The organism is Nocardia alni, from assembly GCF_019038435.1.
Classification (GTDB): Bacteria; Actinomycetota; Actinomycetes; order Mycobacteriales; family Mycobacteriaceae; genus Nocardia; species Nocardia alni.
Genome location: NZ_JAGPOX010000067.1, coordinates 18210 through 42753 on the forward strand (window position 1 = coordinate 18210; position 24544 = coordinate 42753).

Annotated in this window: 20 protein-coding genes and 2 tRNA genes; 5 read left to right on the plus strand and 17 right to left on the minus strand. The window is 67.7% G+C overall.

The annotated features are described in order from the left end of the window. Positions 1–69 precede the first annotated feature (69 nt). From prfA to argS, 9 genes are all read right to left on the minus strand, one after another. Positions 70–1149 (minus strand): peptide chain release factor 1, encoded by a 1080-nt coding sequence (prfA, locus tag JZ791_RS24085; protein WP_216897479.1) that lies wholly within the window; start codon positions 1147–1149, stop codon positions 70–72. Positions 1150–1239: 90 nt separating this feature from the next. Then, a complete protein-coding gene (gene rpmE / locus JZ791_RS24090) occupies positions 1240–1467 on the minus strand; it encodes a 50S ribosomal protein L31 (protein WP_216897480.1) in 228 nt (75 codons plus the stop codon). A 357-nt stretch (positions 1468–1824) separates the two neighbouring features. Beyond that, a complete protein-coding gene (locus tag JZ791_RS24095; protein ID WP_216897481.1) occupies positions 1825–1980 on the minus strand; it encodes a hypothetical protein in 156 nt (51 codons plus the stop codon). A 185-nt stretch (positions 1981–2165) separates the two neighbouring features. Then, positions 2166–4205 (minus strand): transcription termination factor Rho, encoded by a 2040-nt coding sequence (gene rho, locus JZ791_RS24100; protein WP_216897482.1) that lies wholly within the window; start codon positions 4203–4205, stop codon positions 2166–2168. 339 nt (positions 4206–4544) lie between these two features. Then, positions 4545–5513, minus strand: a complete 969-nt coding sequence (gene thrB / locus JZ791_RS24105) for a homoserine kinase (protein WP_216897483.1) — start codon at positions 5511–5513, stop codon at positions 4545–4547. 38 nt (positions 5514–5551) lie between these two features. Next, positions 5552–6649: a threonine synthase gene (gene thrC, locus JZ791_RS24110; protein WP_216897484.1), complete on the minus strand. Its 1098-nt coding sequence runs from the start codon at positions 6647–6649 to the stop codon at positions 5552–5554. Beyond that, positions 6646–7983: a homoserine dehydrogenase gene (locus tag JZ791_RS24115; RefSeq protein WP_216897485.1), complete on the minus strand. Its 1338-nt coding sequence runs from the start codon at positions 7981–7983 to the stop codon at positions 6646–6648. The genes thrC and JZ791_RS24115 overlap by 4 nt, the downstream gene beginning before the upstream one ends. Further along, complete coding sequence (gene lysA, locus JZ791_RS24120) at positions 7980–9401, minus strand: diaminopimelate decarboxylase (protein ID WP_216897486.1); 1422 nt, start codon at positions 9399–9401, stop codon at positions 7980–7982. Before lysA ends, JZ791_RS24115 begins: the two co-directional genes overlap by 4 nt. Positions 9402–9486: 85 nt before the next feature. Continuing rightward, the gene (gene argS, locus JZ791_RS24125) at positions 9487–11145 is read right to left on the minus strand and encodes an arginine--tRNA ligase (protein WP_216897487.1); all 1659 of its coding nucleotides are present in this window, start codon (positions 11143–11145) and stop codon (positions 9487–9489) included. Between the two features lie 235 nt (positions 11146–11380). On the opposite strand from argS, the gene JZ791_RS24130 reads away from it, so the two are divergent. Further along, positions 11381–11453, plus strand: a tRNA-Arg gene (locus JZ791_RS24130). A gap of 111 nt (positions 11454–11564) precedes the next feature. On the opposite strand, the gene JZ791_RS24135 is transcribed toward JZ791_RS24130, so the two are convergent. After that, on the minus strand, positions 11565–12941 hold the full coding sequence (locus tag JZ791_RS24135; protein ID WP_216897488.1) for an FAD-binding oxidoreductase: 1377 nt from the start codon (positions 12939–12941) through the stop codon (positions 11565–11567). Between the two features lie 62 nt (positions 12942–13003). Next, on the minus strand, positions 13004–13591 hold the full coding sequence (locus tag JZ791_RS24140; protein WP_216897489.1) for a TetR/AcrR family transcriptional regulator: 588 nt from the start codon (positions 13589–13591) through the stop codon (positions 13004–13006). A 183-nt stretch (positions 13592–13774) separates the two neighbouring features. On the opposite strand from JZ791_RS24140, the gene JZ791_RS24145 reads away from it, so the two are divergent. Beyond that, the gene (locus JZ791_RS24145) at positions 13775–15175 is read left to right on the plus strand and encodes a metallophosphoesterase (protein ID WP_308163062.1); all 1401 of its coding nucleotides are present in this window, start codon (positions 13775–13777) and stop codon (positions 15173–15175) included. 29 nt (positions 15176–15204) lie between these two features. Here JZ791_RS24145 and JZ791_RS24150 read toward each other — a convergent pair. Beyond that, positions 15205–15275: transfer RNA gene (locus JZ791_RS24150), tRNA-Cys, on the minus strand. A 94-nt stretch (positions 15276–15369) separates the two neighbouring features. Here JZ791_RS24150 and JZ791_RS24155 point away from each other — a divergent pair. Further along, entirely contained in the window at positions 15370–15906 is a 537-nt protein-coding gene (locus tag JZ791_RS24155) for a MarR family winged helix-turn-helix transcriptional regulator (RefSeq protein WP_216897491.1), read from the plus strand. 93 nt (positions 15907–15999) lie between these two features. Next, a complete protein-coding gene (locus JZ791_RS24160; RefSeq protein WP_254206217.1) occupies positions 16000–17076 on the plus strand; it encodes an Hsp70 family protein in 1077 nt (358 codons plus the stop codon). 9 nt (positions 17077–17085) lie between these two features. Here the strand turns inward: JZ791_RS24160 and JZ791_RS24165 are convergent, their stop codons facing one another. The 4 genes from JZ791_RS24165 to JZ791_RS24180 all read right to left on the minus strand — a co-directional run bounded on the left by JZ791_RS24165 (position 17086) and on the right by JZ791_RS24180 (position 20105). Beyond that, a complete protein-coding gene (locus tag JZ791_RS24165; RefSeq protein WP_216897492.1) occupies positions 17086–17601 on the minus strand; it encodes a DUF3558 family protein in 516 nt (171 codons plus the stop codon). A 5-nt stretch (positions 17602–17606) separates the two neighbouring features. Further along, positions 17607–18116 carry a DUF3558 family protein gene (locus JZ791_RS24170; protein ID WP_216897493.1) on the minus strand — a complete coding sequence of 170 codons (510 nt, stop codon included), beginning with the start codon at positions 18114–18116 and terminating at the stop codon, positions 17607–17609. Between the two features lie 67 nt (positions 18117–18183). Next, on the minus strand, positions 18184–18960 hold the full coding sequence (locus tag JZ791_RS24175; RefSeq protein ID WP_216897494.1) for an enoyl-CoA hydratase: 777 nt from the start codon (positions 18958–18960) through the stop codon (positions 18184–18186). Between the two features lie 71 nt (positions 18961–19031). Further along, positions 19032–20105 carry an enoyl-CoA hydratase/isomerase family protein gene (locus JZ791_RS24180; RefSeq protein ID WP_216897495.1) on the minus strand — a complete coding sequence of 358 codons (1074 nt, stop codon included), beginning with the start codon at positions 20103–20105 and terminating at the stop codon, positions 19032–19034. Between the two features lie 160 nt (positions 20106–20265). On the opposite strand from JZ791_RS24180, the gene icmF reads away from it, so the two are divergent. Then, positions 20266–23496: a fused isobutyryl-CoA mutase/GTPase IcmF gene (icmF, locus tag JZ791_RS24185; protein WP_254206218.1), complete on the plus strand. Its 3231-nt coding sequence runs from the start codon at positions 20266–20268 to the stop codon at positions 23494–23496. A 202-nt stretch (positions 23497–23698) separates the two neighbouring features. Here icmF and JZ791_RS24190 read toward each other — a convergent pair whose 3' ends face one another. Beyond that, entirely contained in the window at positions 23699–24493 is a 795-nt protein-coding gene (locus JZ791_RS24190; RefSeq protein WP_254206219.1) for a helical backbone metal receptor, read from the minus strand. Positions 24494–24544 lie beyond the last annotated feature (51 nt).

A 24544-nucleotide genomic window follows, 5' to 3' on the forward strand; every position in this document is an offset into this window, starting at 1 on the left:
ATTCCTGCCTGTCCCGGAGGCTACCCCGGCCCTGACACGCTCACACCTGCCACCGGCCCGGCGGGTGATTTACTCCGCGGAAAGCCGGGCCGCGCGATCGGCCTCGCCGAGGGCATCCAGGAGTGCGTCCAGATCGCCGTCCAGTACCGAATCCAGATTGTGGGCCTTGAAGCCGATGCGGTGGTCGGCGATGCGATTTTCCGGGAAGTTGTAGGTCCGGATGCGTTCGGAGCGGTCCACCGTGCGGATCTGCGAGGCACGCCCTGCCGCGGCGTCCTGGTCGGCCTGCTCCTCGGCCAGGGCCTGCAGGCGTGCGGCGAGGACCTGCTTGGCGCGGATCTTGTTCTGTAGCTGGGACCGTTCGTTCTGGCAGGTCACGACCAGGCCGGTGGGCAGGTGGGTGATGCGCACGGCCGAGTCGGTCGTGTTGACGCCCTGGCCGCCCTTACCGGACGAACGGTAGACGTCGATGCGCAGGTCCTTCTCGTCGATCTCGACCTCGGCCACCTCGTCGGGCTCCGGATAGACCAGCACGCCGGCGGCGGAGGTGTGGATGCGACCCTGCGATTCGGTGACCGGAACGCGCTGCACCCGGTGCACGCCGCCCTCGAACTTCAGCCGCGACCACACGCCGTCGCGGGCGGCCTCCTTGCTCCGGATGGAGAAGGTGGCCTCCTTGTAACCGTCGAGGTCGGAGTAGGTGACACCGAGCACCTCGACCTTCCAGCCGTGCCGCTCGGCATAGCGGATGTACATGCGGGCCAGATCCGAGGCGAACAGCGCCGATTCCTCGCCGCCCTCGCCGGATTTCACCTCGAGCACCACATCGTCGGCGTCGTGCGGATCGCGCGGGGCGAGCAGGTCGGTCAGGGCCTTCTCCAGCTCCTCGACCTGCTGTTCCAGCCCGGGCACCTCGGCGGCGAAGGACGAGTCGTCGGCGGCCAGCTCGCGCGCGGCCGACAGGTCCTCGCGCGCGGACTTCAGCTTGGCGTAGGTGGACATGATCGGAGCGAGCTCGGCGAACCGCTTGCCGACGCGCCGGGCCTCGCCGGGGCTGTTGTGCAGCGCCGGATCGGACAGCTGCAGTTCCAGCCCGGCGTGCTCGGCCAGGATGTCGTCGATCGCGTTCGGGGCCGTCAAGTCGGCCATCGCGTGCTCCTCGGGAAAAGTCTGGATAGTTGCCGCAGAACGCACCGACGCCCGCCCTGCGAACGGGCAGGACGGGCGTCGGGTGAGCAGCTACTGGGCGTCGGCCTTCTTCGCACGCTTGCCGTAGCGAGCCTCGAAGCGGGCGACGCGGCCGCCGGTGTCCAGAATCTTCTGCTTGCCCGTGTAGAACGGGTGGCACTGGGAGCAGACCTCAACGGTGATGTGGCCCGACTCCTTGGTGCTGCGAGTCTGGAAGGTGTTACCGCAACCGCAGACGACGGTCGTGTCCACGTATGCGGGGTGGATTGATGCCTTCATGGGTGTCCTTTCGATGGTCGCCGGGTCGCCCTCGCCGAGCGGGGACGTGAACCGGAACCGACTAGGCATGGTTGCCAGCGCACCAGTATAAGCGCCCTGCCCCCACTCCTTTATTCCGCCCCCCACCAGGCATTCGACCCCTCTCTCGATGTCACCCCCAGAAAGTACGGGCACGCATATTCGAAGGTCTCGAGCCAGGCTGAAGACGGGTAGTCGGCTACTCGCGAATACGAACATTTTCGTTCGTAGAGTGTCGACTTACGAGGGAACGGATAGCGATCCGCACAGGAGGGAAGCCGTGAATCAGCACACCGCGCGGGGGGCTCGGGGGTCGCGGTCGCCCGGCATCCGGGCATCTCATCGCTCGATCCGCGTCCTGCCGGGGGGTTGGCGCGCGGAACGGCTGGCGGCGGCGGTACTGGTCGCGCTGCTCGCACTGATCGCGATCGGCTGGTGCGCCGCGCCGTCGGACCGCAGCGCCGCCGCGGCCGCCGCGTCGGCGACCGTCACCACCGACGAGCCGTATCAGTTCACCGCGAGGACCGTCCCGATCAACGGGGTCACCGCCGCCACCGCCGTGATCCTGGGCGTGCTCGTCCTGGGCGCGGCGACCATCGGCGCGGTGTTCTTCGCCCCCACAACAAGCCAGCGCGGCGGCCCCGCAGAAGCGGGGCCGCCGCGCAATAGCGGGGGAGCTCTCAGTCGTCGATCGCGCCCGGAGCGGTCTTGGAGACCTGGAGCAGGAACTCCATGTTGTTCTTCGTCTTCTTCAACCGGTCCATCAGCAGGTCGATCGCCTGGTGCGAGTCCAGGCCGGACAGCACGCGCCGCAGCTTGTGCACGACCGCGGCCTCGTCGGGCGCCATCAGCAGATCGTCACGCCGTGTGCTGGACGGGTTGACGTCGACCGCGGGGAACACCCGGCGCTCGGCGATCTTGCGGTCCAGCTTGAGCTCGGCGTTGCCGGTGCCCTTGAACTCCTCGAAGATGACCGTGTCACCGGTGGACCCCGTCTCCACCATGGCGGTGGCGACGATGGTCAGCGAGCCGCCGTTCTCGATGTTGCGCGCCGCGCCGAGGAACCGCTTGGGCGGGTACAGCGCTGTCGAGTCGATACCACCGGACAGGATGCGACCGGAGGCCGGCGACGAGTTGTTGTACGCGCGGCCCAGACGGGTGATCGAGTCCAGCAGCACCACGACGTCCTGGCCCTGTTCCACCAGGCGCTTGGCGCGCTCGATGGCGAGCTCGGCGACCGAGGTGTGATCGCTCGGCGGACGGTCGAACGTGGAGGCGATCACCTCGCCGCGCACTGTGCGCTGCATGTCGGTGACCTCTTCCGGACGCTCATCGACCAGCACGACCATGAGGTAGACCTCGGGGTTGTTGGTCGCGATCGCGTTCGCCATGTCCTGCAGGATCGTGGTCTTACCAGCCTTGGGCGGAGACACGATCAGGGCGCGCTGCCCCTTGCCGACCGGCATGATCAGGTCGATGATGCGGGTGGTCAGCTTGTTCGGCGTGGTCTCCAGGCGCAGCCGCTGGTTGGGATACAGCGGGGTGAGCTTGTTGAACTCGGGGCGACGACGCGCGGCCTCGACATCCGCACCGTTGACCGTGTCCAGGCGCACCAGCGGATCGAACTTCTGCCGCTGATTGGCCTGATCGCCCTCGCGGGGCGCGCGGACCGCACCGGTGATGGCGTCACCACGGCGCAGGCCGTTCTTGCGGACCAGATTCATCGAGACATACACGTCGTTCGGGCCGGCCAGGTAGCCGGAGGTGCGGACGAACGCGTAGTTGTCCAGCACATCCAGGATTCCGGCGACCGGCTGCAGGACGTCGTCCTCGCGGATCTCGACCTCGCGGGTCGGACCGCCACCGGTCTCGGCGCCCTCGCGGTCCCGCCCCCGACGACGCTCACGGAACCGACGACCCCGGCGGCCGCGGCCGTCCTCGTCGTCACCGGCGCGATCAGCGCGGTCGCGGTCGCGGTCGCCGCGATCGGCGCCGTTGCGGTTCTGGTTGCCCTGGTTGTTCTGGGCCTGATTGCCGTTCTGCTGATTGCGGTCGCGGCGGCGCTCGCCGGACTCCTCGGATTTCGCCTCGGACTTGGCTTCGGACTTGGTCTCTACCTTCGCCTCCACCTTCGCCTCCGCATTCGCCTCGGTTCCGTTGGTCTCGGCCTTCGATTCCGAAGCGCCCGAACGCTGGTCACGACCACGACGCTGGCGGCCGCGGGCACGGGCGGCGTCCCGGCCACCCTCCTCACCCGAATCGGCCGGGCGCGCAGGCGAATCCGCCTTGGCCTGCTCAGCAGGCTGGTCGGTCATGCCGTCCAGGGTCTGCTGTTCGGCCCGCGCGGCCTTGGGCCGTTCCTGGGCCGCCTTGGGCTGCTCCTGGGCCGGGGCCTGCGGGGCCTGTTCGGCCTCCTGCGACTTCTCCGGCTTGGCCTCCCCCGCCGGCGCGGTTCGACCGCGCGAGAGTTTCGTAGTAGTACCGGCTTGATTTTCCTTGATGGCGGCGATGAGATCGCCCTTGCGCATACCGGAGGTGCCTCGGATACCGAGCTCTCCGGCGAGTGCGCGCAACTGCGGCAACAACATTCCAGTCAGCCCCTGTGCGACGTCGGTTTGTTCGCTCATCTTCGAAATCTGTCCGGAATCACTTTCGCGCGCGCCCGGGGTACGTCCATTGGCTTCCACCTCGGGTGTCGCGAGCAGGTCCGTATCTGTCACGGAGATCCTTTCCTTCCCTCGATTGCCGTGTGCTTATTCGAGGGTTTCGTCCCGAAGCTCGATCACCGAGCCCGGATGCCGTATCGCCTGCCCCGCCGGACCGGCGGCAAAACTACCACCAGGTCTGCGCCACCGGTTCACAAAGGTGGGATTGATCATTCCAGCGACAACCCCGAATTCGAGACTCGTGTCGCGAGCCTCTCGCAAGGAGCCTGCTGGAGCGATTGCCCAAATGAAGCACCGGCGACTGATGCGCACGATGTACGGACTCGCTCAGGATAGCTCCAAGGTGGAATGCCTGCAAGGCAGCCACGCCGTTCATCTGGAATCGGGTCCGAATCAATCGGTCAGGACACCATCGGATATGACCGGCTCGACCACCCGCAGACCCTCGGAGGTCGCGAGTTCGCGCAGTTCGGCAGGGAACTCTTCGGTGGTCAGCGCCAGGACCGTCGGGCCCGCGCCGGAGACCATCGCGGCGATTCCGGCCGCGCGCAGCCGGGCGATCCACGCCGTCGTCAAGGGAAGCGCGCCGGCGCGATAGCCCTGGTGCAGCCGATCCGCGGTGGCGGGAAGCAGCAGGTCAGGACGCTCGGTGAGGGCCACGACCGCCAGTGCGGCGCGGCTGGCGTTGAATGCCGCGTCGGCGTGCGGAACCGTCTCGGGCAGCAGCCCGCGGGTGTGCGCTGTCGCCGAACGCTCCTCGGGGATCAGTGCGAAGGCGCGCAGCGAGGGATGTGGGTTCAACCTCGCGGCGAAATAGCGCCGGCCCGGTCTGTCACCGTCCGCCACCTGCTCGTTCTCGGTCCAGGACACCACGATTCCGCCCAGTACGCTGGCGGCGGCGTTGTCGGGATGGCCCTCGAACTCCGCGGCCAGCTGCACCAATTCGGCCTCGCCACAAGCCAGTTCGGGATCGAACTTCGCGGCCAGCGCACGGCCCGCCGCCAGCCCGCCGACCACGGCCGAGGCCGAGGAGCCCAGCCCTCGTGAGTGCGGAATCACATTGCGGCACATCACATCCAGGCCGTCGGCCCATACGCCCGCCGATTCCAGGCCGCGCTCGATCGCGCGTACCACCAGATGCGAAGGGCCCCAAGGCACATCGTCGGCGCCCTCACCCTCCACCCGAACGGCCAGCCCGGATTCGGTGGTCCGTACCGTGATCTCGTCGTAGAGGCCCAGTGCGACACCCAGGGAATCGAATCCCGGCCCGAGATTGGCGCTGGACGCGGGCACGCGCGCCGTGACACTCAGTCCGGCAGGCAGGGTTTCGGTGACCGCCGCGCCTCGCCGGCGCTCGGTCACTTCCGCGCCGCGCGTGTGCCGGGGCTCTGTGACGTGATTCACTCGATCAGTTCCAGCTCTCGGGCGACCGCGACCGGATCGACCTGGATCGCCTGCACCGGCGGCATGCCCGACAGCGCGGTGTCGGGATCCTTGAGGCCGTTACCTGTCACCGTGCAGACCACGGTGAGTCCGGCCTCGAGCCAGCCCTCCTTGCGCGCGGCCAGCAGCCCGGCCACGCTGGCGGCCGAGGCGGGCTCGACGAAGACGCCCTCGGTGCTCGCGACCAGGTGATACGCCTCGAGGATCTCCTCGTCGGTGGCCGCGCGGAACGCGCCGCCGGACTCCTGCTGGGCATTCACCGCGCTGTTCCACGACGCGGGAGCGCCGATCCGGATGGCGGTGGCGATGGTCTCGGGATTCTTCACCGGCGCGCCGTTGACCAGCGGCGCGGCACCGGCGGCCTGGACGCCGAGCATGCGCGGGCGGCTGGAGACCAGGCCGTCGGCGTAATACTCGCCGTAGCCCTTCCAGTACGCGGTGATGTTGCCCGCGTTGCCGACCGGGAGCGCGTGCACGTCGGGGGCCCGGCCCAGGGCGTCGCAGATCTCGAAGGCGGCTGTCTTCTGGCCCTCGATGCGCGCCGGGTTCACCGAGTTCACGAGGCCGACCTGCGGGAACTCCGAGGTCACCTTGCGCGCGAGCTCGAGGCAGTCGTCGAAGTTGCCGTCCACCTGAATGATCTTGGCGCCCAGCATCACCGCCTGGGCGAGCTTGCCCATCGCGATCTTGCCCTGCGGGATCAGCACCGCGCAGTGCATGCCGGCCCGGGTGGCGTACGCCGCGGCCGAGGCCGAGGTGTTGCCGGTCGAGGCGCACAGCACCGCCTGCTGGCCGCGGGCCTTGGCGTCGGTCATCGCGACGGTCATGCCGCGGTCCTTGAACGAGCCGGTCGGGTTCAGGCCCTCGACCTTGAGATAAACCTCACAGCCGGTGAGCTGCGACAGATGGTGCGCGGGCACCAGCGGGGTGCCGCCCTCGTACAGCGTGACCGTCTCCCAGTCGGCGCCCACCGCGAGGCGGTCGCGGTAGGCCTCGATCAGCCCCGGCCAGGGGGTGTGTACCGCGGTGGGAAGAGGCACTCCTGCCTGATTCATTCCTCGGTGCCTTCCAATCTCAGAACGCTGGTCACGGACGTGACGGATTCCAGCTCGGCCAATGCGGCCACCGTATCTGCCAGCGCCGACTCCGCTGCCTCGTGGGTCACCACAACCAGGCGGGCGCCCTCGTCGGAACCCTCCTGGCGGACCGTCGAGATGCTGACACCGTGCCGGGCGAACTCACCGGCGACCTCCTGGAGGACTCCGGTGCGGTCGGCGACCTGCAGATTCACGTGGTACCGCGTGGGCGTATCGCCGATCGGCGCGATCGGCAGCTCAGCATAGACCGATTCGCCCGGTGCGCGGCCACCGTAGAACTTGTTGCGCGCGGCCATGACCAGGTCACCCATCACCGCGGAGGCGGTCGGGGCGCCGCCGGCGCCCTGGCCGTAGAACATCAACCGGCCCGCGTTCTCCGCCTCGACGACCACAGCGTTGAACGCGCCGGTGACCGCGGATAACGGATGCTTGCGCGGGATCAGCGCGGGGTACACCCGTACCGAGATGCGGTCCTTGCCGCCCTCCTCGGCGGCGGGACGGCCGGGTACGCGTTCACAGATAGCCAGCAGTTTGACGGTGCAGCCGACGGCCGCGGCGGTTTCCATATCCTCGGAGGTGATCTTGGAGATGCCCTCGCGGTAGACGTCCGCGGCGGTGACACGGGTGTGGAAGGCCAACGAGGCCAGGATCGCGGCCTTGGCGGCGGCGTCGAAGCCCTCCACGTCGGCGGTCGGGTCGGCCTCGGCATAGCCCAAGCGGGTGGCCTCGGCGAGCGTCTCGTCGTAGTCCGCGCCGGTCTCGTCCATCGCTGACAGAATGAAATTCGTTGTGCCGTTGACGATTCCGACGACACGGTTGACGCGGTCACCGGACATCGACTGGATCAGCGGGCGAACCACCGGAATCGCGCCGGCCACCGCCGCCTCGAAGTACAGATCCGCGCGACTGGGCAGGGCCGCCGCGGCGAGTTCGCCGGTGTAGTCGGCCAGCAGCGCCTTGTTTGCGGTCACCACCGACTTGCCCGCGCTCAGCGCGGCGCCGATCAGCTCGCGGGCCGGATCGATACCGCCCATGACCTCCACGACCAGGTCCACGTCGTCGCGGGCGACCAGCGCGTGCGCGTCGGTGGTGAGCAGCTCGGCCGGAATGCCCCGGTCGACGTCCGGGCGGCGCACCGCCACGCCGCGCAGCACGAGCGCGGCGCCGACACGCTGGCGCAGGTCCTCGGTTTGGTTCTGAATGATCCGGACCACCTCGGTCCCGACATTGCCCATGCCCAGAACCGCGACGCCGATCGGATGATCGGATCCGTAAGCGGACCGACTGTTCATTCCCGCACCTCCAAACTCAGCAGATCGTCCACCGTCTCGCGGCGCAGGATCAGACGGGCCTTCCCGTCCCGCACGGCGACCACCGCCGGACGGGTCAACAGGTTGTATCGGCTGGACATGGAGTAGCAGTACGCACCCGTCGCCGCCACCGCGATCAGATCGCCGGGGGTGAGGTCGTTCTGCATCCAGGTGTCGCGGATGACGATATCGCCGCTCTCGCAATGCTTCCCGACCACGCGGGCCACGACCGGCGCGGCAGAGCTGGCGCGCGAGACCAGTCGGCAGTCGTAGTCGGCCTGGTACAGCGCGGGGCGGATGTTGTCGCTCATTCCGCCGTCGACGCTGATATACCGGCGCTGGGCGCCGGCGTCGAGGGCGACGTCCTTGATCGTGCCGACCTCGTAGAGGGTCACGGTGCCCGGTCCGGCGATCGCACGGCCCGGCTCCACCGCCACCGACGGAGTGGGCAGGCCGATCGCCGCCGCCTCCTCGGTGATCAGGTTCATGACCTTCTTCGCGAAATCGTCCAGCGGCGGCGCGTCGTCGCCGGGAAGGTACGAAATACCCAGTCCCCCACCGATATCCAGGGTGTGGATCTGCTCGGTCCGCGTCACGCCGAACTTCTCGATGGCCTCGTACAGCAGGCGCAGCATCCGATGCACGGAGATCTCGAAGCCGTCGATATCGAAGATCTGCGAACCGATGTGGCTGTGCAGGCCGACCAGGCGCAGGTTGTCCGCGTCGAACACCCGCGACAGCGCCTCCATGGCGTCGCCGCCGGCGATGGAGAAGCCGAACTTCTGGTCCTCGTGCGCGGTCGAAATGTATTCGTGCGTATGGGCTTCCACGCCGACGGTGACGCGAATCAGCACGTCCTGCACCGCCCCGGCGCGGCCGGCGGCGGCCTCGAGCCGGTCGATCTCGATCAGTGAGTCGACCACCACGTGCCCGACGCCCGCGGCGACCGCAGCGTCCAGCTCGGCGACGGATTTATTGTTGCCGTGCAAGGCAATTCGCTCGGCCGGGAATCCGGCGTGCAGGGCCACCGCGAGCTCGCCGCCCGAACAGACATCCAGCGACAGGCCCTCGTCACGCACCCAGCGGGCGACCTCGCCGCAGAGAAATGCCTTGGAGGCATAGTGGACTCGCGTGTTGGTTCCGAATGCGCGCAGCATATCCCTGCAGCGGGAACGGAAGTCGTCCTCATCGATGACGAACAGCGGCGTACCGTACTGTGCCGCAAGCTCGTTCACGGGCACACCGGCGAGCCGGACCATGCCGTCGGCATCGCGAGAGGCGTTGCGCGGCCACACATTCGCGGGCAGATCGATCAACCTCGCCGGATCATCGGGCCGCTCCGGCAGATTCGGGGCATGGGGGATCTCGGCATGCCGAGGTCCTGCCGGGTGGGCGCTCACAGCATTTCCTTCCATACTTCTCGGCCGGCAACTCGGCCTTCCGGCCGAATGCGGTATCCGGCCGGTACGACTGGTAGAGCGGGGCTCACATGCGCTCCGGGGCGCCGACGCCCAGCAGCGTCAGCCCGTTGCGCAGCACTTGCCTGGTGGCCTTGACCAGTTCCAGCCGGGCGGCGTGCCGCGGCGTCAGCGGCTCGTCGCCCTTGGGGAGCACGCGCATATCGTCGTCGGACTGGAACGGGTGATACACGCCCGCCAGATCCTCCAGATAGCGCACGACGCGATGCGGCTCGCGCAGCTGTGCGGCCATGGCGACCACGCGCGGGTACTCGCCAAGGGTGCGCATCAGCTCGCCCTCGCGGTCGGCCGTCATCGCGGCGAAATCCGGTGCGACCGAGGCGAAGTCGAACGCGGCGGAATTCTCGATGATCCGGCAGGTGCGCGCGTGCGCGTACTGCACGTAGTACACCGGGTTGACGCTGTCCTGCTTGGTCCACAGGTCCAGATCGATATCGATGCTGGTGTTGACCGACGAGCGCACCAGCGAATACCGCGCCGCGTCGACGCCGATCAGATCGACCAGGTCCTCGAGCGTGATCACCGTGCCCGCCCGCTTGGACATCCGCACGGGCACACCGTCTTTCACCAGATTCACCATCTGGCCGATGAGCACCTCGACGGTGTCCGGATCGTCGCCGAACGCGGCCGCGGCGGCCTTCAGCCGTCCGATGTATCCGTGGTGGTCGGCGCCGAGCATGTAGATGCACAGATTGAAACCGCGGGCGCGCTTGTTGTGGAAATACGCGATATCACCGGCGATATAGGCGGAATTACCGTCGCTCTTGATGACGACGCGGTCCTTGTCGTCACCGTATTCGGTGGAGGCGATCCACCATGCGCCGTCTTTTTCGTACAGCTTGCCGGACGCCTTCAATTCGGCAACGGCACGCTCGACCTCACCGGAGGCGAAGAGCGAACTCTCGTTGAAATAGACGTCGAAATCGGTGCCGAAATCGTGCAGGCTCGCCTTGATGCGCCCGAACATCAACTCGACACCCTCACGGCGGAACAGTTCGTGCCGTTCGTCCGCGGGCAATTCGGCCGCACCGGGATTCGCCGCGACGATCGTATCGACGATCTCGGAAATATAGGCGCCCGCATAGCCGTCGTCGGGGGTGGGCGCGCCGGTCGCGGCGGCGGTCAGGGAGTTGGCGAAGCGGTCGATCTGCGCGCCGTTGTCGTTGAAATAGTACTCGCGGGTGACCTGCGCGCCCTGCGCGACCAGGATGCGGCCGAGCGCGTCGCCCACCGCGGCCCATCGGGTGCCACCGAGGTGAATCGGGCCGGTCGGGTTGGCCGAGACGAATTCCAGGTTGATGTTCTTACCGGCCAGGGCCTGGGCGGCGCCGTATCCGTGGCCCGCGGCCAGCACCGTCTCGATGATCGCGCTCTGCGCCTCGGCGGCCAGCCGGATGTTCAGGAAGCCCGGGCCCGCGACCTCGGCGACCTCGATGCCGTCGGCGGCCGAAAGCGCGTCGGCGAGCAGTCCGGCCAGCTCACGCGGGTTCATCCCCGCCTTCTTGGCCACCTGCATGGCCACGTTCGTGGCGTAATCACCGTGCTCCGGATTGCGCGGACGCTCCACCGTGACCTCGGCGGGCAGGACCGACGGGTCCGCTCCGCGCTCGACAAGCACCTTCGCGGCGGTAGCACGAAGGAGTTCCGCAAGGTCAACTGGAGTCACGACTCACCATCCTATGGTTCGAGCAGGTGCACGCTGTCAGCGGGTTTGCCACGCCCGGCTCGACGACCTCGCCGTCGTCACCGCACCAACACTCCCTCCCACACCGATATATCAGCGACCCCCCACACCCCGCATCGGGTTTTCCCCGCCCAGCACACCCTTTTTGGCTCACCGCCCCCGATGCGATACGCTGTCCCAGCCCGATCGGACTCATGGACGAGCGGGTCCAATCCCCGCCCTCGTAGCTCAGGGGATAGAGCGTCTGCCTCCGGAGCAGAAGGCCGCAGGTTCGAATCCTGCCGAGGGCACACCACGAAATGGCCCTGACCAGTGCGCAACTGGTCAGGGCCTTTTTTGTGCCAGCGGTTCAACCGCCTTCGGTGTCACGAGTTGTCACACACGCATCCGGCAGGGCGCGTTCAAGGGGTCGGGATCACCTTGCCGGGGTTGAGGATTCCGTAGGGGTCGAGGGACTGTTTGACGGCGTGGTGCATGGACATGACGACGGGGTCGAGTTCCTTGGCCAGGCCGTTCATCTTGAGCAGGCCTACGCCGTGTTCGCCGGTGACGGTGCCGCCGAATCGCAGGGCGGCGTCGATGATGTCGGTGAAGGCGGACTGGGCTCGGGTGCGGGCGGCGGTGTCGCCGGGCGGGGTGATCAGCAGGGGGTGCAGGTTGCCGTCGCCGGCGTGGGCGATGTTGGCGATCAGGATGTCGTGGTGGGCGGCGATCTCCTCGATGCGGCCGAGCATGTCGGGGACCGCGCCGATCGGCACGCAAATGTCTTCGGTGAGAAGGGGGCCCAGGCGTTCGAGCGCGGGGTAGGCCAGGCGGCGAGCCTGGAACAGGGCCTCGGATTCGGTCTCGTCGGTGGAGACCGCGCTCCAGGTCGCGCCGCACTTCTCGAAGCACGCGCGCATCGTCTCGGCCTCGGATTCGCCTGCGGCGCCGACGGTGTCGACCCGGCCGAGCAGGACGACGTCGGCGTCCACCGACAGTCCGAGCTTCTTCCAGTCGTCCACCGCGCGCAGGCAGTGCCGGTCGATGAGTTCCAGGGCCGAGGGGATCACCCCGGAGCCGATCACCGCCTCCACCGCACGACCGGCGCTGACGATGGAATCGAAATAGCCCGCCACCGTGCGCTCGGCCGGGCGACGGGGCCGCAGCCGCACCGTGATCTCGGTGATGATGCCCAGGGTGCCCTCGGAACCGACCATCAGCCCGGCCAGGTCGTAGCCCGCGACGCCCTTGGCGGTGCTCCGGCCCAGCCGCACCAATTCACCTGTGCCGGTGACGATTTGCATACCGAGTACATAATCTCTGGTCACGCCGTATTTCACGCAGCACAGCCCGCCGGCGTTGGTGGCGACGTTGCCGCCGATCGTGGACCACGGCGCGCTCGCCGGATCCGGCGGATACCACAGGCCGTGCTCGGCGCAGGCGCTGCGCAGATCGTCGTTGACCACCCCGGGCTGCACGACCGCGAGGCGTTCCAGCTCATCGATCCGCGCGATGGCGTTCATCTGCTCGAACGACAGCATCACGCTCCCGGCGATCGCGTTCGCGCCGCCGGACAGCCCGGTTCCCGCGCCACGCGCGATCACCGGTGTGCGGTGCGCGACACAGCGACGCACGACTGTCTGGACGTCGGCGGCGGTGCGGGGACGCACGACTGCCAGCGGGGCCTCGTACGGCGCCCACTCGGCCTCGTCGTGCAGGTAACGCGTGAGCACGTCCGGATCCGTCACGATCCGGCCCGCGGGCAGGTCACCTGTCAGTTCCTCGAGCAGACTCACCACGTCACCTCACATTTCCACTGCCACGGGCACCTCGAGCCTACGGGTCGCGACGGCCGGTCCTATCGCCCCGGGCGCATCGTCAGATAGCGCTGCAGGGTCGGGGCGATATCGGCGACGAGCTCGTCGTGCGTCAGCGCGACGACCGACGGAATACGCAATACGTAGCGGCACAGGGCAAGTCCCAGGATCTGGCTGACGACCAGGCCCGCGCGATGCGGTGCGTCGGCCGGATCCCCGGCACGCAGCACCATCGGCATGGCCTGGGTGGCGAACAGTTGCAGCACACGCTCGACCATCGACTCGTCGGTGACCACCGTGCGCAGCAGCGTCATCAGGACCTCGTTGCTCGGCGGCGTCTCCCAGATCGCCAGGAATCGGCGCACGAGCACCTCGCCGAACGAGCCCGGATCCACCAGCCCGAGGTCGGGCAGCCCGAGGTCGATGTCGAGGGCGGCGGTGAACAGCCCCTCCTTGTTGCCGTAGTACCGCATGACCATCGACGGGTCGATACCGGCGTCGGCGGCGATCGCACGGATGGTCGCCTTGTGAAAGCCGTCCCGCGCGAAGCGGCGGCGCGCCGCGTCCAGGATGGCGGCGCGAGTGACGTCGGAGCGGCGCGTCGGCGTTTCGGATGTCTCGGCGGTCATGCCAACGACTGTAGGCCAACAATTGTTGACGTGCCAGCACCGGGCCACCGATGGACAAAACACGTGGTAGCCAAGGCCCTGCGGGACGGCCGCCGAAGCAGCTGGCGTCCGGCCCGGTGCCGTAGGGTGCGCGGGGACGGTAGTTCCGAGGTCCCGACACGCCGGATGTGCAAGGGGAGCGAAGTGACGTGCTGCGGGCCGAACCGGCGACGCGTGCTGGCCGCACTGGCCGCGATACCGATCCTGGCGGCAGGCCCGGCTCGCGCGCAGGCTGGTTCCATGATCGCCACCGACCTCGAGGTCGTCACCATCACCGATACCTCGGTGGTACTGACCTGGACCACCCTGGCTCTCGATCCGTCCGGCAATCCGGTGCCGGTTGATGCGGGCACGCGCCTCCACCTGGCCCCGGCCGACGCGCTCGCACCCGCCCGGCCCTGTTTCGAGGACCCGGTCCGAACGCCCTACCACTACGCGGAGGTCACGGGCCTCGAACCCGGACGAACCTACCGTTTCGAGGCGTGGTCGGACGGCGTGCGTGCCACCCCGGCCCTGACCGTGGCCACCCATCTGCCCACGAGCCCGGAATGCACCGGTCAGTTCACCACGCTGGCGCCGCCGCCGGGGCGCCTGCTGCGCACGCTGGCGCTGTCCAACGATCTGCACATCGGCGAACAGATCGCCGGGCTGATCATGAACGGCTGGCCGCCGGGCGTGGAGCAGGAGCCGGGCCTGCCGCCGTATCCCGAACTGATGCTCGCCGCGATGCTGGAGGATCTGCGCCGGCCCGACCGCGACGTGGACCATCTGCTGGTCGCCGGCGACCTCACCGCGGAGGCGACCCCCGACCAGAGCGCCGACGTGCGAGCGCGATTGGACTCCTGGGGCGTCGCGGATCGTGACTGGTTCGCGGTGCGCGGCAATCACGACCGCCCACATATCGGCGCCGAGTACGCCGGATGCCCGACGGTGGCCGACGCGGAACACCACGACTGCTGGGGCGAATCCTTCCGTCCCCGAGGACAACTCGTCGACCATCGACTCGGCGAGCTACGCCTGCTCGGCCTGGACACCACGATGCTCGACGCCGCCGGAGGCGCGATCGATCCGGAGCAGTTCACCCTGCTGCGCGAGCTGCTGACGGCCGATCCCGATCGCCCGACACTGGTTTTCGGTCACCATCCGGTCACCTGGGAATCGGCCCTGACCAACATCAACGGCGTGAATTTCGTACTGAATCGGCCCGATGCCCTTGCGCTGCAATCGCTGTACAGCACGATTCCGGGAGTATTCCTGCATCACGCGGGTCACACCCACCGCAACCGCCGAACCGCCCCCGACGTACCGCTGAACGTCGAATTCCTGGAAGTCGGTGCGGTGAAGGAATATCCGGGCGGCTATACCCTGCTGCGCCTGTACGAGGGCGGCTACACAGCCAACTTCTACAAGACCCGCGCTCCCGACGCCCGGCGCTGGAGCACCCGCAGTCGCGCCGAATATCTCGGCCTCCTACCGGAATACACGCTGGGCACGACAGCAGACCGCAATCACGCCGTGCACCGCGATTTCTCGGGGTTGACATAGCGGCACCGGACATCTGTTCGGAGATGCAGAGCGAGTGGCGGGAATCGAACCCGCGTACACGGTTTTGCAGACCGCACCCTGACCACTCGGGCACACCCGCATCGCTGTCCATAGTGCCGCCCGAGCGCTGCCCATCCCAGTTTTACGGTCACCATGATCGGAAACTACGGATGAGGAACAAATAGACTCGCCTCATGGCCACATCTCGCCCGCTCCCCCTCGACCCGATCGCGGAGGCCCATCGTCAATGGACCTCGCACGGCTGGGGCGAGGTCGCGGACGGGATGGCGGCGGTGACGTCGCTGGTGCGGGCGCAGCAGATCGTGATGGCGCGGGTGGACGAGGCGCTGCGCCCCTCGGGGCTGACCTTCTCCCGCTACGAACTGCTGGCGCTGCTGAGCTTCAGCAAGACGGGGGCGCTGCCGATGGCAGTGGCCAGCGCCCGGTTGCAGGTTCATCCGACCAGCGTGACCAATACCGTGGACCGGCTCGAGGCGGCCCAGCTGGTCAAGCGGGTGCCGCATCCGAGTGACCGGAGGGCAACGCTGATCGAGATCACCGGCTCCGGCCGTGAGGTGGTGGCGCAGGCGACCCGGGAACTCAACGCCGCGGTCTTCGCCCAGCCCGGTCTTCCCCCGCAGCGACTGCGACTGCTGCTGGAGCTGCTCTCGGAGTTCCGTCGTGCCTCGGGCGATTTCGATACGGGCGACACGCCGACGCTCTGGGCATAGCAACCCGGATCCCGGGCGCGGCGCATAACCTTTCAGCATCCGCCCAGCGACATCGGACCTATCGCCTTCACATCCGCGCACAAAAGGTTCACCATGGAGGCCATGGTGCTGGTCCTCGGGGTGTCGGCGGGCGCTGGGGGCGCTCGGGCGATGCTGACGCACTCCGACCAGCCGCATCTGCCGCCCATCGATCGCTGTACCGTGCCGCGCCGGGCCGGGGCCGGGATCGAGGAACCGGTGTTCACGGCGATCAACCTGATGCGTCAAGCCGCCGCGCACCGCGACGAATTCGTCACCGGGATCGCGGTCACCTGCCGCAGCACCCTGCACGAGAACGCCATCCGCGCCACGGCCGGGCGCAGCCGCCTCACCATCGTCGACGAACCGCTGGCCCAGCTGCGCTATCTGCGTTTCAGCGGTCAGCTGCCGGACGAGGGCGCGGTACTGCTCTACGACCTGGGTGCCGCGGGGCTCACCGTCACCGAGGTCGAATGCCGCACCGACGCCATCCTCGCGGTGCGGCGCAGCACGATCCTGGGCGGGGACGGACACGATGCCCTGCTGCGCTGGCACTTGGCGCACGGCGGAATCAATATCGACAAGCCGACCAGTCGCTCCTACAAGGAGGCGCTGACCCACGCACCCGTGCTGACGGCCAGCGATCCGCACAACGGACGGCGAATGGTGGTGACGCGCAGCGATTTCGAAGAGCTGGCCGAAGCGGGCATCCATCACTCGGCGTCCTATGTGCGCCAGCTCGTCGACGAGACAGGAGTGCCGCCGCACGCGATGGCGCTGCTGGGAGGTTGCGCGCGCAACCCGCGCATCCGCGACTCCCTCTCGCAACTGCTGGACCTGCCGGTCATCTACGATCCGGAGCCGGAATTCGTCTCCGCGCGCGGCGCGGTGCTGATGGCCACGCAGCTGCCCTCGGCCCGCCGGGTCCGGGGCGCTCGGTTCGCGCAGATCCCCGCGCTGCGGCCCGCCGAAACCCCGCCGGTCTCCAAACGCAAACTGGTTGCGGCGCTGGCGGTTACGGCGGCACTCGGCGCGACGGTCGTGGGATTGCTCAGTACGAACCGGGATTCGAACCGCCCGGACACCCACGGGACCGCACCGACACCGGTGGAGGTCGCGGGCACCCCCGTCGATCCGGTGCCGTCCAGGTAGATTCGCGTATCAACTACCGTCGATGACCAGCGTGTTCTGCATCAGGCTCATGGCCTCGGCACAGGGGTCGGGCTGTGCGAGGTGACTGCGGTTCTGCACCCACCAGGTGACGGTGCCCGTATCCGCGGCGGTGATACCGCAGCTGCCCGGATCGTTCGGATCGCGCCAGTACATGCCGCCGAACTTCTCCACCACCAGCTTCTGGATCTGGTATCCGTACTGGGCGGCGACCTGGGTGTCGCGCATCAGCAGATCGTCCTGGAACCAGCTGTACGTGGCGTCGACGACACCGTCGGGGGTTTGCGCGGTCCACGTGCAGGTGGTGGGCGAACTCTGCTGGCGTAGCGAGGTCGCGTGCAGGTTCCCGGTGATGAACTGATCGCTCACCGGCCCACATCCGGCCAGGAGATTCGGGGCGGCGGCGTTGCGATCGGCGGACGACCGCACCTTCGGCGTACTGCTCGAACAACCGGCCACCGCCGTGATCAGCAGCACCGCGGCGGTCAGCCGCACGAACCTGCGCATACTCCCTAGCCTGCCTTCGCGAGCGTGGTGGCGGCAAGCTGTTCGAGGTTCGAGCAAGCCTGCGGACGCGCGGCCTTACTCCCGCTCGCGGTGAGGATCCAGTCGATGAAGTCCTCCCCGCCCGAGCCGACCGCGATCTCACAGCCCTGCGAACCCGACCAGAGAATTCCGGGATGGCCCGCGACCTGCACCGATTTGGGTGCACCGACGGTGACCTGGGTGCGCCGCTCCGCCAGCGGGGTACCCCGGAACCATTCGAAGATGACGGCGTAGTCGCTGTCGGTGGCCGTCTGCCAACTGCACCGCAGTGGGTTCACGGCCACCTTCCGCAGCCCGGTGAGCCCGGTGGCGTGGGCGATATCGGCGTCGGTGACCGAACCGCAGAGCCCGATCGCCGCGGCAGCGGAGGGGGCCGTCGCGGTGACGGTCGGCGCGGGGGAACCGCTCGAACCACACGCCGCCACCGAGCCCAGTGCGATGGCCAGAGTCACGGCTGCCGTCACGCGCTTCCACACGCGCCCCAGGCTACTGGAGACGATCAGCGCGTATCGGCTGCCGTTCAGCGACGGAAAGGGGTGCTGCTCAGCGATTGGTGAACTTCGCCGGCCGCTTCTCCACGAACGCCGTCATGCCTTCCTTCTGGTCCTCGGTGGCGAACAACGAGTGGAAAACGCGGCGTTCGAAGCGCAGCCCCTCGCTCAGGGTGGTCTCGAAGGCGCGGTTCACCGCCTCCTTGGCGACCATCACCGAGGGCAGCGACAGGGCGGCGATCGCGTCGGCCGCCTCGAGCGCGGTCGAGATCAGCTCGGCGGCCGGGACGACGCGCGAGACCAGACCCGCCCGCTCGGCTTCCTCGGCGTCCATATTGCGGCCGGTCAGCACGAGATCCATCGCCTTGGCCTTGCCGACGGCGCGGGTCAGGCGCTGGGAGCCGCCCATCCCGGGAATGATGCCGAGCTTGATCTCCGGCTGCCCGAACTTCGCGGTGTCGGCGGCGATCAGGATGTCGCACATCATCGCCAGCTCGCAGCCGCCGCCCAGGGCGAATCCGGCGACCGCGGCGATGATCGGCTTGCGGAAGGCGGTCAGGCGGTCCCAGCCGGAGAACTGGTCGGCCAGGTACATGTCCATATAGGACTTGGGCTGCATCTCCTTGATGTCCGCACCGGCGGCGAACGCGCGCTCGGATCCGGTGAGCACGACCGCACCGACCTGGTCGTCGTGCTCGAGCTCGTCCAGCGCGGCCGAAATATCGGTCATCACTTGCGAATTCAGTGCGTTCAGGGCCTTGGGGCGGTTCAGCGTGATGAGGGCGACGCGACCCTTGCGCTCCAGCAGAATGGTTTCGAAGTCGGGCATGCTGTTCCCTTTCTGGGCGTGCACCGGCGGACGACGGTCACGATAGTCGAGTAGATCGCCGGCTTCGGATCTCAGGGTGGGGTCAGGCCCAGTTCGTGCTCGCCGAGTGGGGCGAAGTAGGCGTCGATGCCGGTGACCTCGGCCAGGTTCGCGGGTGACCAGCGTGGGTTGCGGTCCTTGTCGACGACCTGGGCACGGATGCCCTCCACCAGATCATGGGAGGCCAGGGCGGCGATCGAGGTGCGGTACTCCCGGTTCAGCGCCGTTTCGAGGTTCACCTCCGTCCGTGCGCAGCGCAGTGCGCGCAACGTGGCCTTCAGTGCCGTAGGCGATTTCGAGGCAAGTGCGGCGGCCGCCTCGGCGGCTTCCGGACGGGATTGCCGGTGCAGCCGGGAGACGATCTCCTCGACGGTGTCGGCCCCGTAGCAGTCATCGATCCATTGCCGCTGGGACATGAGGTTCGAGACAGGTTCGGGCAGAGCGAACTTGGCGATGGCGACCTCGGCTTCGGCGGTCCGCAGCGCGTCCACCAGCGCCGGAATCTGGTCCGACGGCACGAAATAGTCGGCGAATCCGGCCGCGATCGCATCGCCGCCGTCCATGCGCGCGGCGGTGAGCCCGAGGTGGGTGCCGATCTCGCCGGGCGCGTGCGAGAGCAGGTAGGTGCCGCCGACGTCGGGGACGAAGCCGATCCCGGTCTCGGGCATACCGACCAGCGAGCGTTCGGTCACGATGCGATGGCTCGCATGCCCGGACAGGCCGACCCCGCCGCCCATGACGATGCCGTCCATCACCGCCACATACGGTTTCGGATAGCGGCCGATGACCGCGTTGAGGACGTACTCGTCCCGCCAGAACCGCCCGCTCGCCGACTCGGCCCCCTGACGGCTCCCGGCGCCGCTTTTCGCGTCATCGTGGATCGCGACGATATCCCCGCCGGCACACAGCCCGCGCTCCCCCGCGCCGGTGATCACGACTGTGCGCACCGCATCGTCGTCCGTCCACTCCCGTAACGCGCCGAGGATGGCCAGTGCCATCGGATGGTTCAGCGCGTTGATGGCGCGAGGCCGGTCGAGCGTGATCAGGCCCAGACCGTCGTCCTTCTCGATCAGCACCCCGGTCGCGTCGTCCGCCACGGATTCCATGACGGCTAGAATATAGATGGACGTCCAACTATTTCTAGAGGAAACGACTGTGATCCATCCCATGCGCACACGCCACCAGGTCACCCTGGTGCGGCGATCGACACCGCAGTAGAATTGGTTTGACGTCCTACTATTGGGACACCAAATTACTAGGCCTCTGATGGAGGATCTCATGGTCGACCTGCACGTTCCGGTGAATCCTGTGCGCTTCGTGACAGCCGCCGCACTGTTCGACGGGCACGATGCGGCGATCAACATCATGCGGCGAATCCTGCAATCGCAGGGCGCCGAGGTGATTCATCTCGGTCACAACCGGGCCGTGCGCGAGGTGGTCGACGCGGTACTCACCGAGGACGCGCAGGGCGTCGCGATCAGCTCGTATCAGGGCGGGCACGTCGAATACTTCGAATATCTGGCCACCGCGCTGCGCGAGGCCGGCGCCGGGGATGTGCGGATCTTCGGGGGCGGCGGCGGCGTGATCGTGGACGCCGAGATCGACCGGCTCCGGCAGGCCGGGGTGCGGATCTTCTCCCCCGAGGACGGGCAGCGGCTGGGACTGCCCGGCATGATCAACGAGCTGGTGCACGACTGCGATGTGGACCTCTCACGCGAGCCGGCGGAGATCGAGGCGGTGCTGGCCGGTGAGCGAAAAGCACTGGCGCGCACCATCAGCTGCCTGCAGGCCGATGCGCTGCCCGCGGACGATCTGGCGGCGATCACCGCCGCCGCGGCCGCGCGGCGCGTCCCCGTGCTCGGCATCACCGGCACCGGCGGATCCGGAAAGTCCTCGCTCACAGACGAACTTGTGCGCCGACTGCGTTCGGATCAGCAGGACAAGCTGCGCGTGGCGATCCTGGCGGTGGATCCGACCCGGCGGCGCGGGGGCGGCGCGCTGCTCGGCGACCGGATCCGGATGAACTCCCTGGACGACGGCCACATCTACTTCCGTTCGCTGGCCACCCGGGGCTCGCACGAGCTGCCGACCAATATCGACGCGATGATTCTGGCCTGCAAGGCGGCGGGTTACGACCTGGTGATCCTGGAGACGCCGGGTATCGGACAGGGCGATGCGGCCATCGTCGATTACGTCGACTACTCGCTGTATGTGATGACGCCGGAATTCGGCGCGGCCTCACAGCTGGAGAAGATCGACATGCTCGATTACGCGGATGTGGTGGCCATCAACAAGTTCGAGCGGCGCGGGGCCGCCGACGCGTTGCGTGATGTGTCGCGCCAGCTCGTGCGCAACCGGGAGGCGTTCGGTGTGCCACCCGAGGAGATGCCCGTATTCGGAACCAGCGCCGCGACATTCAACGACGACGGCGTGACGGCCCTGTACCAGCATCTGACCAGCGCGCTCGCGGAACGGGGACTGCCGCTCGAGCCGGGCGTGCTGCCGCGGGTCGACACCCGCGCATCCACTCGGTTCGCACAGATCATCCCGCCGGCGCGGGTGCGGTATCTGGCGGAGATCGCCGAGACCGTCCGGGGATACCATGCGGATACCGCGGAGCAGATTGTTGCGGCACAACGCGTTCAGCGTCTGGAGCTGGTGCTCGACGAGCTGTCCGGCGCATCGGAGCACCCCGAGGTGAGCGAACTTCTCACACGGGCGCGCAAGGAACTGGCGGCGCAGAATGCCGAACTGCTCGCGCAGTGGCCCTCGGTCGTCGAGTCCTACCGCGGTGACGAGCAGGTCGTCAAGGTGCGGGACAAGGAGATTCGCACGACGCTTCGCCGCACATCGCTGTCGGGCAACTCGATTTCCCGGGTAGCGCTGCCCCGATTCACCGATCACGGTGAGCTGCTGCGGTTCCTGCGCGCGGAGAATCTCCCCGGACGATTCCCCTTCACGGCGGGGGTGTTCCCGTTCAAACGGGACAACGAGGATCCGGCCCGGATGTTCGCCGGTGAGGGCGATCCGTTCCGTACCAACCGCCGGTTCAAGGTGCTGTCCGAGCATGCCGAGGCCACCCGTCTGTCCACGGCGTTCGATTCGGTGACCCTGTACGGGCACGATCCGGCCGAGCGGCCCGACATCTACGGAAAGGTCGGCACCTCGGGGGTTTCCGTCGCCAGCCTGGACGATATGAAGGCGCTGTACGACGGCTTCGATCTCACCTCGCCGACGACCTCGGTGTCGATGACGATCAACGGCCCCGCGCCGACCATCCTCGCCTACTTCCTCAATACCGCAATCGACCAAGCGGTGCAACGATTCTCCGACTCCGAGGGCCGTGAGCCCAGCGATGCCGAGGCCGCCGATATTCGCGCCCGCACCCTGGCGACCGTGCGCGGTACCGTCCAGGCCGACATTCTCAAGGAGGATCAGGGGCAGAACACCTGTATCTTCTCCACCGAGTTCAGCCTGCGCATGATGGCCGATATCCAGGAATACTTCGTGCGCAACGATGTTCGCAACTTCTACTCGGTCTCGATCTCGGGTTATCACATCGCCGAGGCCGGTGCGAATCCGATCAGCCAGCTGGCGTTCACCCTCTCCAACGGATTCACCTATGTAGAGGCATATCTCGCGCGCGGTATGGATATCGACGACTTCGCGCCGAATCTGTCCTTCTTCTTCTCCAACGGCATGGACCCGGAGTATTCGGTGATCGGCCGGGTGGCGCGGCGGATCTGGGCGATCACGATGCGGGACAAGTACGGTGCGAACGAACGCTCCCAGAAGCTCAAGTACCACGTGCAGACCTCCGGACGCTCGCTGCACGCACAGGAGATGAATTTCAACGACATTCGCACCACCCTGCAGGCGCTGATCGCCCTCTACGACAACTGCAACAGCCTGCACACCAACGCCTACGACGAGGCGGTCACCACGCCCACCGAGGAATCGGTGCGCCGAGCCCTGGCCATTCAGTTGATCATCAACCGGGAGTGGGGCCTGGCGATGAACGAGAATCCGCTGCAGGGCAGCTACATCATCGACGAGCTCACCGACCTGGTCGAGGAGGCGGTGCTCACCGAATTCGAGCGCATCTCCGAACGCGGCGGCGTCCTGGGCGCGATGGAGACCGGCTACCAGCGCGGCCGTATCCAGGACGAGTCCATGCTGTACGAACAGCGCAAACACGACGGCACCCTGCCGATCATCGGCGTCAACACCTTCCGCAACCCGCATCCCGAGGAGCATCGCGAGATCGAATTGGCCCGCGGCACAGAGGAAGAGAAGCAGTCTCAGCTGCACCGCACCCGCGACTACCAGACCCACCACCGCGACGCCGCACACGCCGCCCTGGAACAGCTGGCGGCCGCCGCCCGCACCGACGCCAACGTGTTCGAGGTCCTCATGGACGCCGCGAAAGTCTGCACCCTGCAACAGATCACCGACGCGTTCTTCACCGTCGGCGGACAGTACCGCCGCAACGTCTGATCGAACGTCCGCGCTGAGGCGCCCGGGGTGTGTCGACGCTCGAGCTGTCGACAACCCCGGGCGTTGCCCTATCCCCAGAGTCGCCGGAATCCCACGACCCCAGCCGATCGAACCAGATCCGCACCGGCCGATCCCGCATCCCCACGTACCCGATCCGGCATGGGTTCCGACCGACGTCTACGGACGTGACCTGCGCTGAATCTCACCCGCCGACCGCATGTCCCCGGCCGGCGGTGCGGGCGAGTTCGTCCGACAGGCGCGAGCGTGCGGTGCGCAGGGAGGGGCCGTACCAGGTGAGGTCGCGGCCGGATACCAGGGCTACCGGGATGTCCGGGAATGCCTCGGGGCCGTCGGATTCGGTGAAGACGTAGGGTTCGTCGGGGAGGACCGCCAGGTCCACGCCACGGACCAGTTCCTCGTCGGAGACCGTCGGATAGCGATCGTCACGGTCGGCGTGGGCGAGGCGTAGGCCCAGGCGGCGGGCGAGGTCCTCGGTGAAGGTGTCGCGACCGACGACCATCCATGGGCGGCGCCAGATCGGGATCACGGCGTTACGGGGTGGGTGCGGCGGCGGAGGCGACCAGGCCGATTCCGCCTCGGTGAGCCATTGCGGGCGGTCCGCGCTCAGGGCGATCTCGAAGAGTCTTGTCATCGAGGTGAACGCCTCGTCGACCGTTCGGATTCTGGTCACCCACACCGGAATTCCGGCGGTACGCAGACGCTCGACATCGATGCGGCGGTTCTCCTCCTGATTGCACACCACCAGATCCGGCGCCAAGTCCACGATGCGGCGTACGTCCGGATTCTTCGTGCCGCGTACCCGCTCGACCGCGAGATCCGCCGGATGGGTGCACCACTGCGTCGCCGCGATCAGCAGATCCGGGCAGGTCACAGCGATCGCCTCGGTCAGGGACGGTACCAGCGACACCACCCGCCGCACCGGTTGCCGCAATGGCACCACCGCGCCGAGGTCGTCCACTATCTCACCACCGGACATAACCCCACCCTACGACGTCCCGGCACATCACCCGCCATCCACCGCATCCAC

Excerpts from the sequence above, each read along its gene's own strand:
- prfA (WP_216897479.1), bottom strand. The coding sequence starts at position 1,149 with ATGGCCGACTTGACGGCCCCGAACGCGATCGACGACATCCTGGCCGAG.
- icmF (WP_254206218.1), top strand. The coding sequence starts at position 20,266 with ATGGAGGATCTCATGGTCGACCTGCACGTTCCGGTGAATCCTGTGCGC.
- JZ791_RS24115 (WP_216897485.1), bottom strand. The coding sequence starts at position 7,983 with ATGAACAGTCGGTCCGCTTACGGATCCGATCATCCGATCGGCGTCGCG.
- JZ791_RS24190 (WP_254206219.1), bottom strand. The coding sequence starts at position 24,493 with ATGTCCGGTGGTGAGATAGTGGACGACCTCGGCGCGGTGGTGCCATTG.
- JZ791_RS24155 (WP_216897491.1), top strand. The coding sequence starts at position 15,370 with ATGGCCACATCTCGCCCGCTCCCCCTCGACCCGATCGCGGAGGCCCAT.
- thrC (WP_216897484.1), bottom strand. The coding sequence starts at position 6,649 with ATGAATCAGGCAGGAGTGCCTCTTCCCACCGCGGTACACACCCCCTGG.
- JZ791_RS24180 (WP_216897495.1), bottom strand. The coding sequence starts at position 20,105 with ATGGAATCCGTGGCGGACGACGCGACCGGGGTGCTGATCGAGAAGGAC.
- JZ791_RS24160 (WP_254206217.1), top strand. The coding sequence starts at position 16,000 with ATGGAGGCCATGGTGCTGGTCCTCGGGGTGTCGGCGGGCGCTGGGGGC.
- JZ791_RS24140 (WP_216897489.1), bottom strand. The coding sequence starts at position 13,591 with ATGACCGCCGAGACATCCGAAACGCCGACGCGCCGCTCCGACGTCACT.
- rpmE (WP_216897480.1), bottom strand. The coding sequence starts at position 1,467 with ATGAAGGCATCAATCCACCCCGCATACGTGGACACGACCGTCGTCTGC.
- JZ791_RS24175 (WP_216897494.1), bottom strand. The coding sequence starts at position 18,960 with ATGCCCGACTTCGAAACCATTCTGCTGGAGCGCAAGGGTCGCGTCGCC.
- JZ791_RS24165 (WP_216897492.1), bottom strand. The coding sequence starts at position 17,601 with ATGCGCAGGTTCGTGCGGCTGACCGCCGCGGTGCTGCTGATCACGGCG.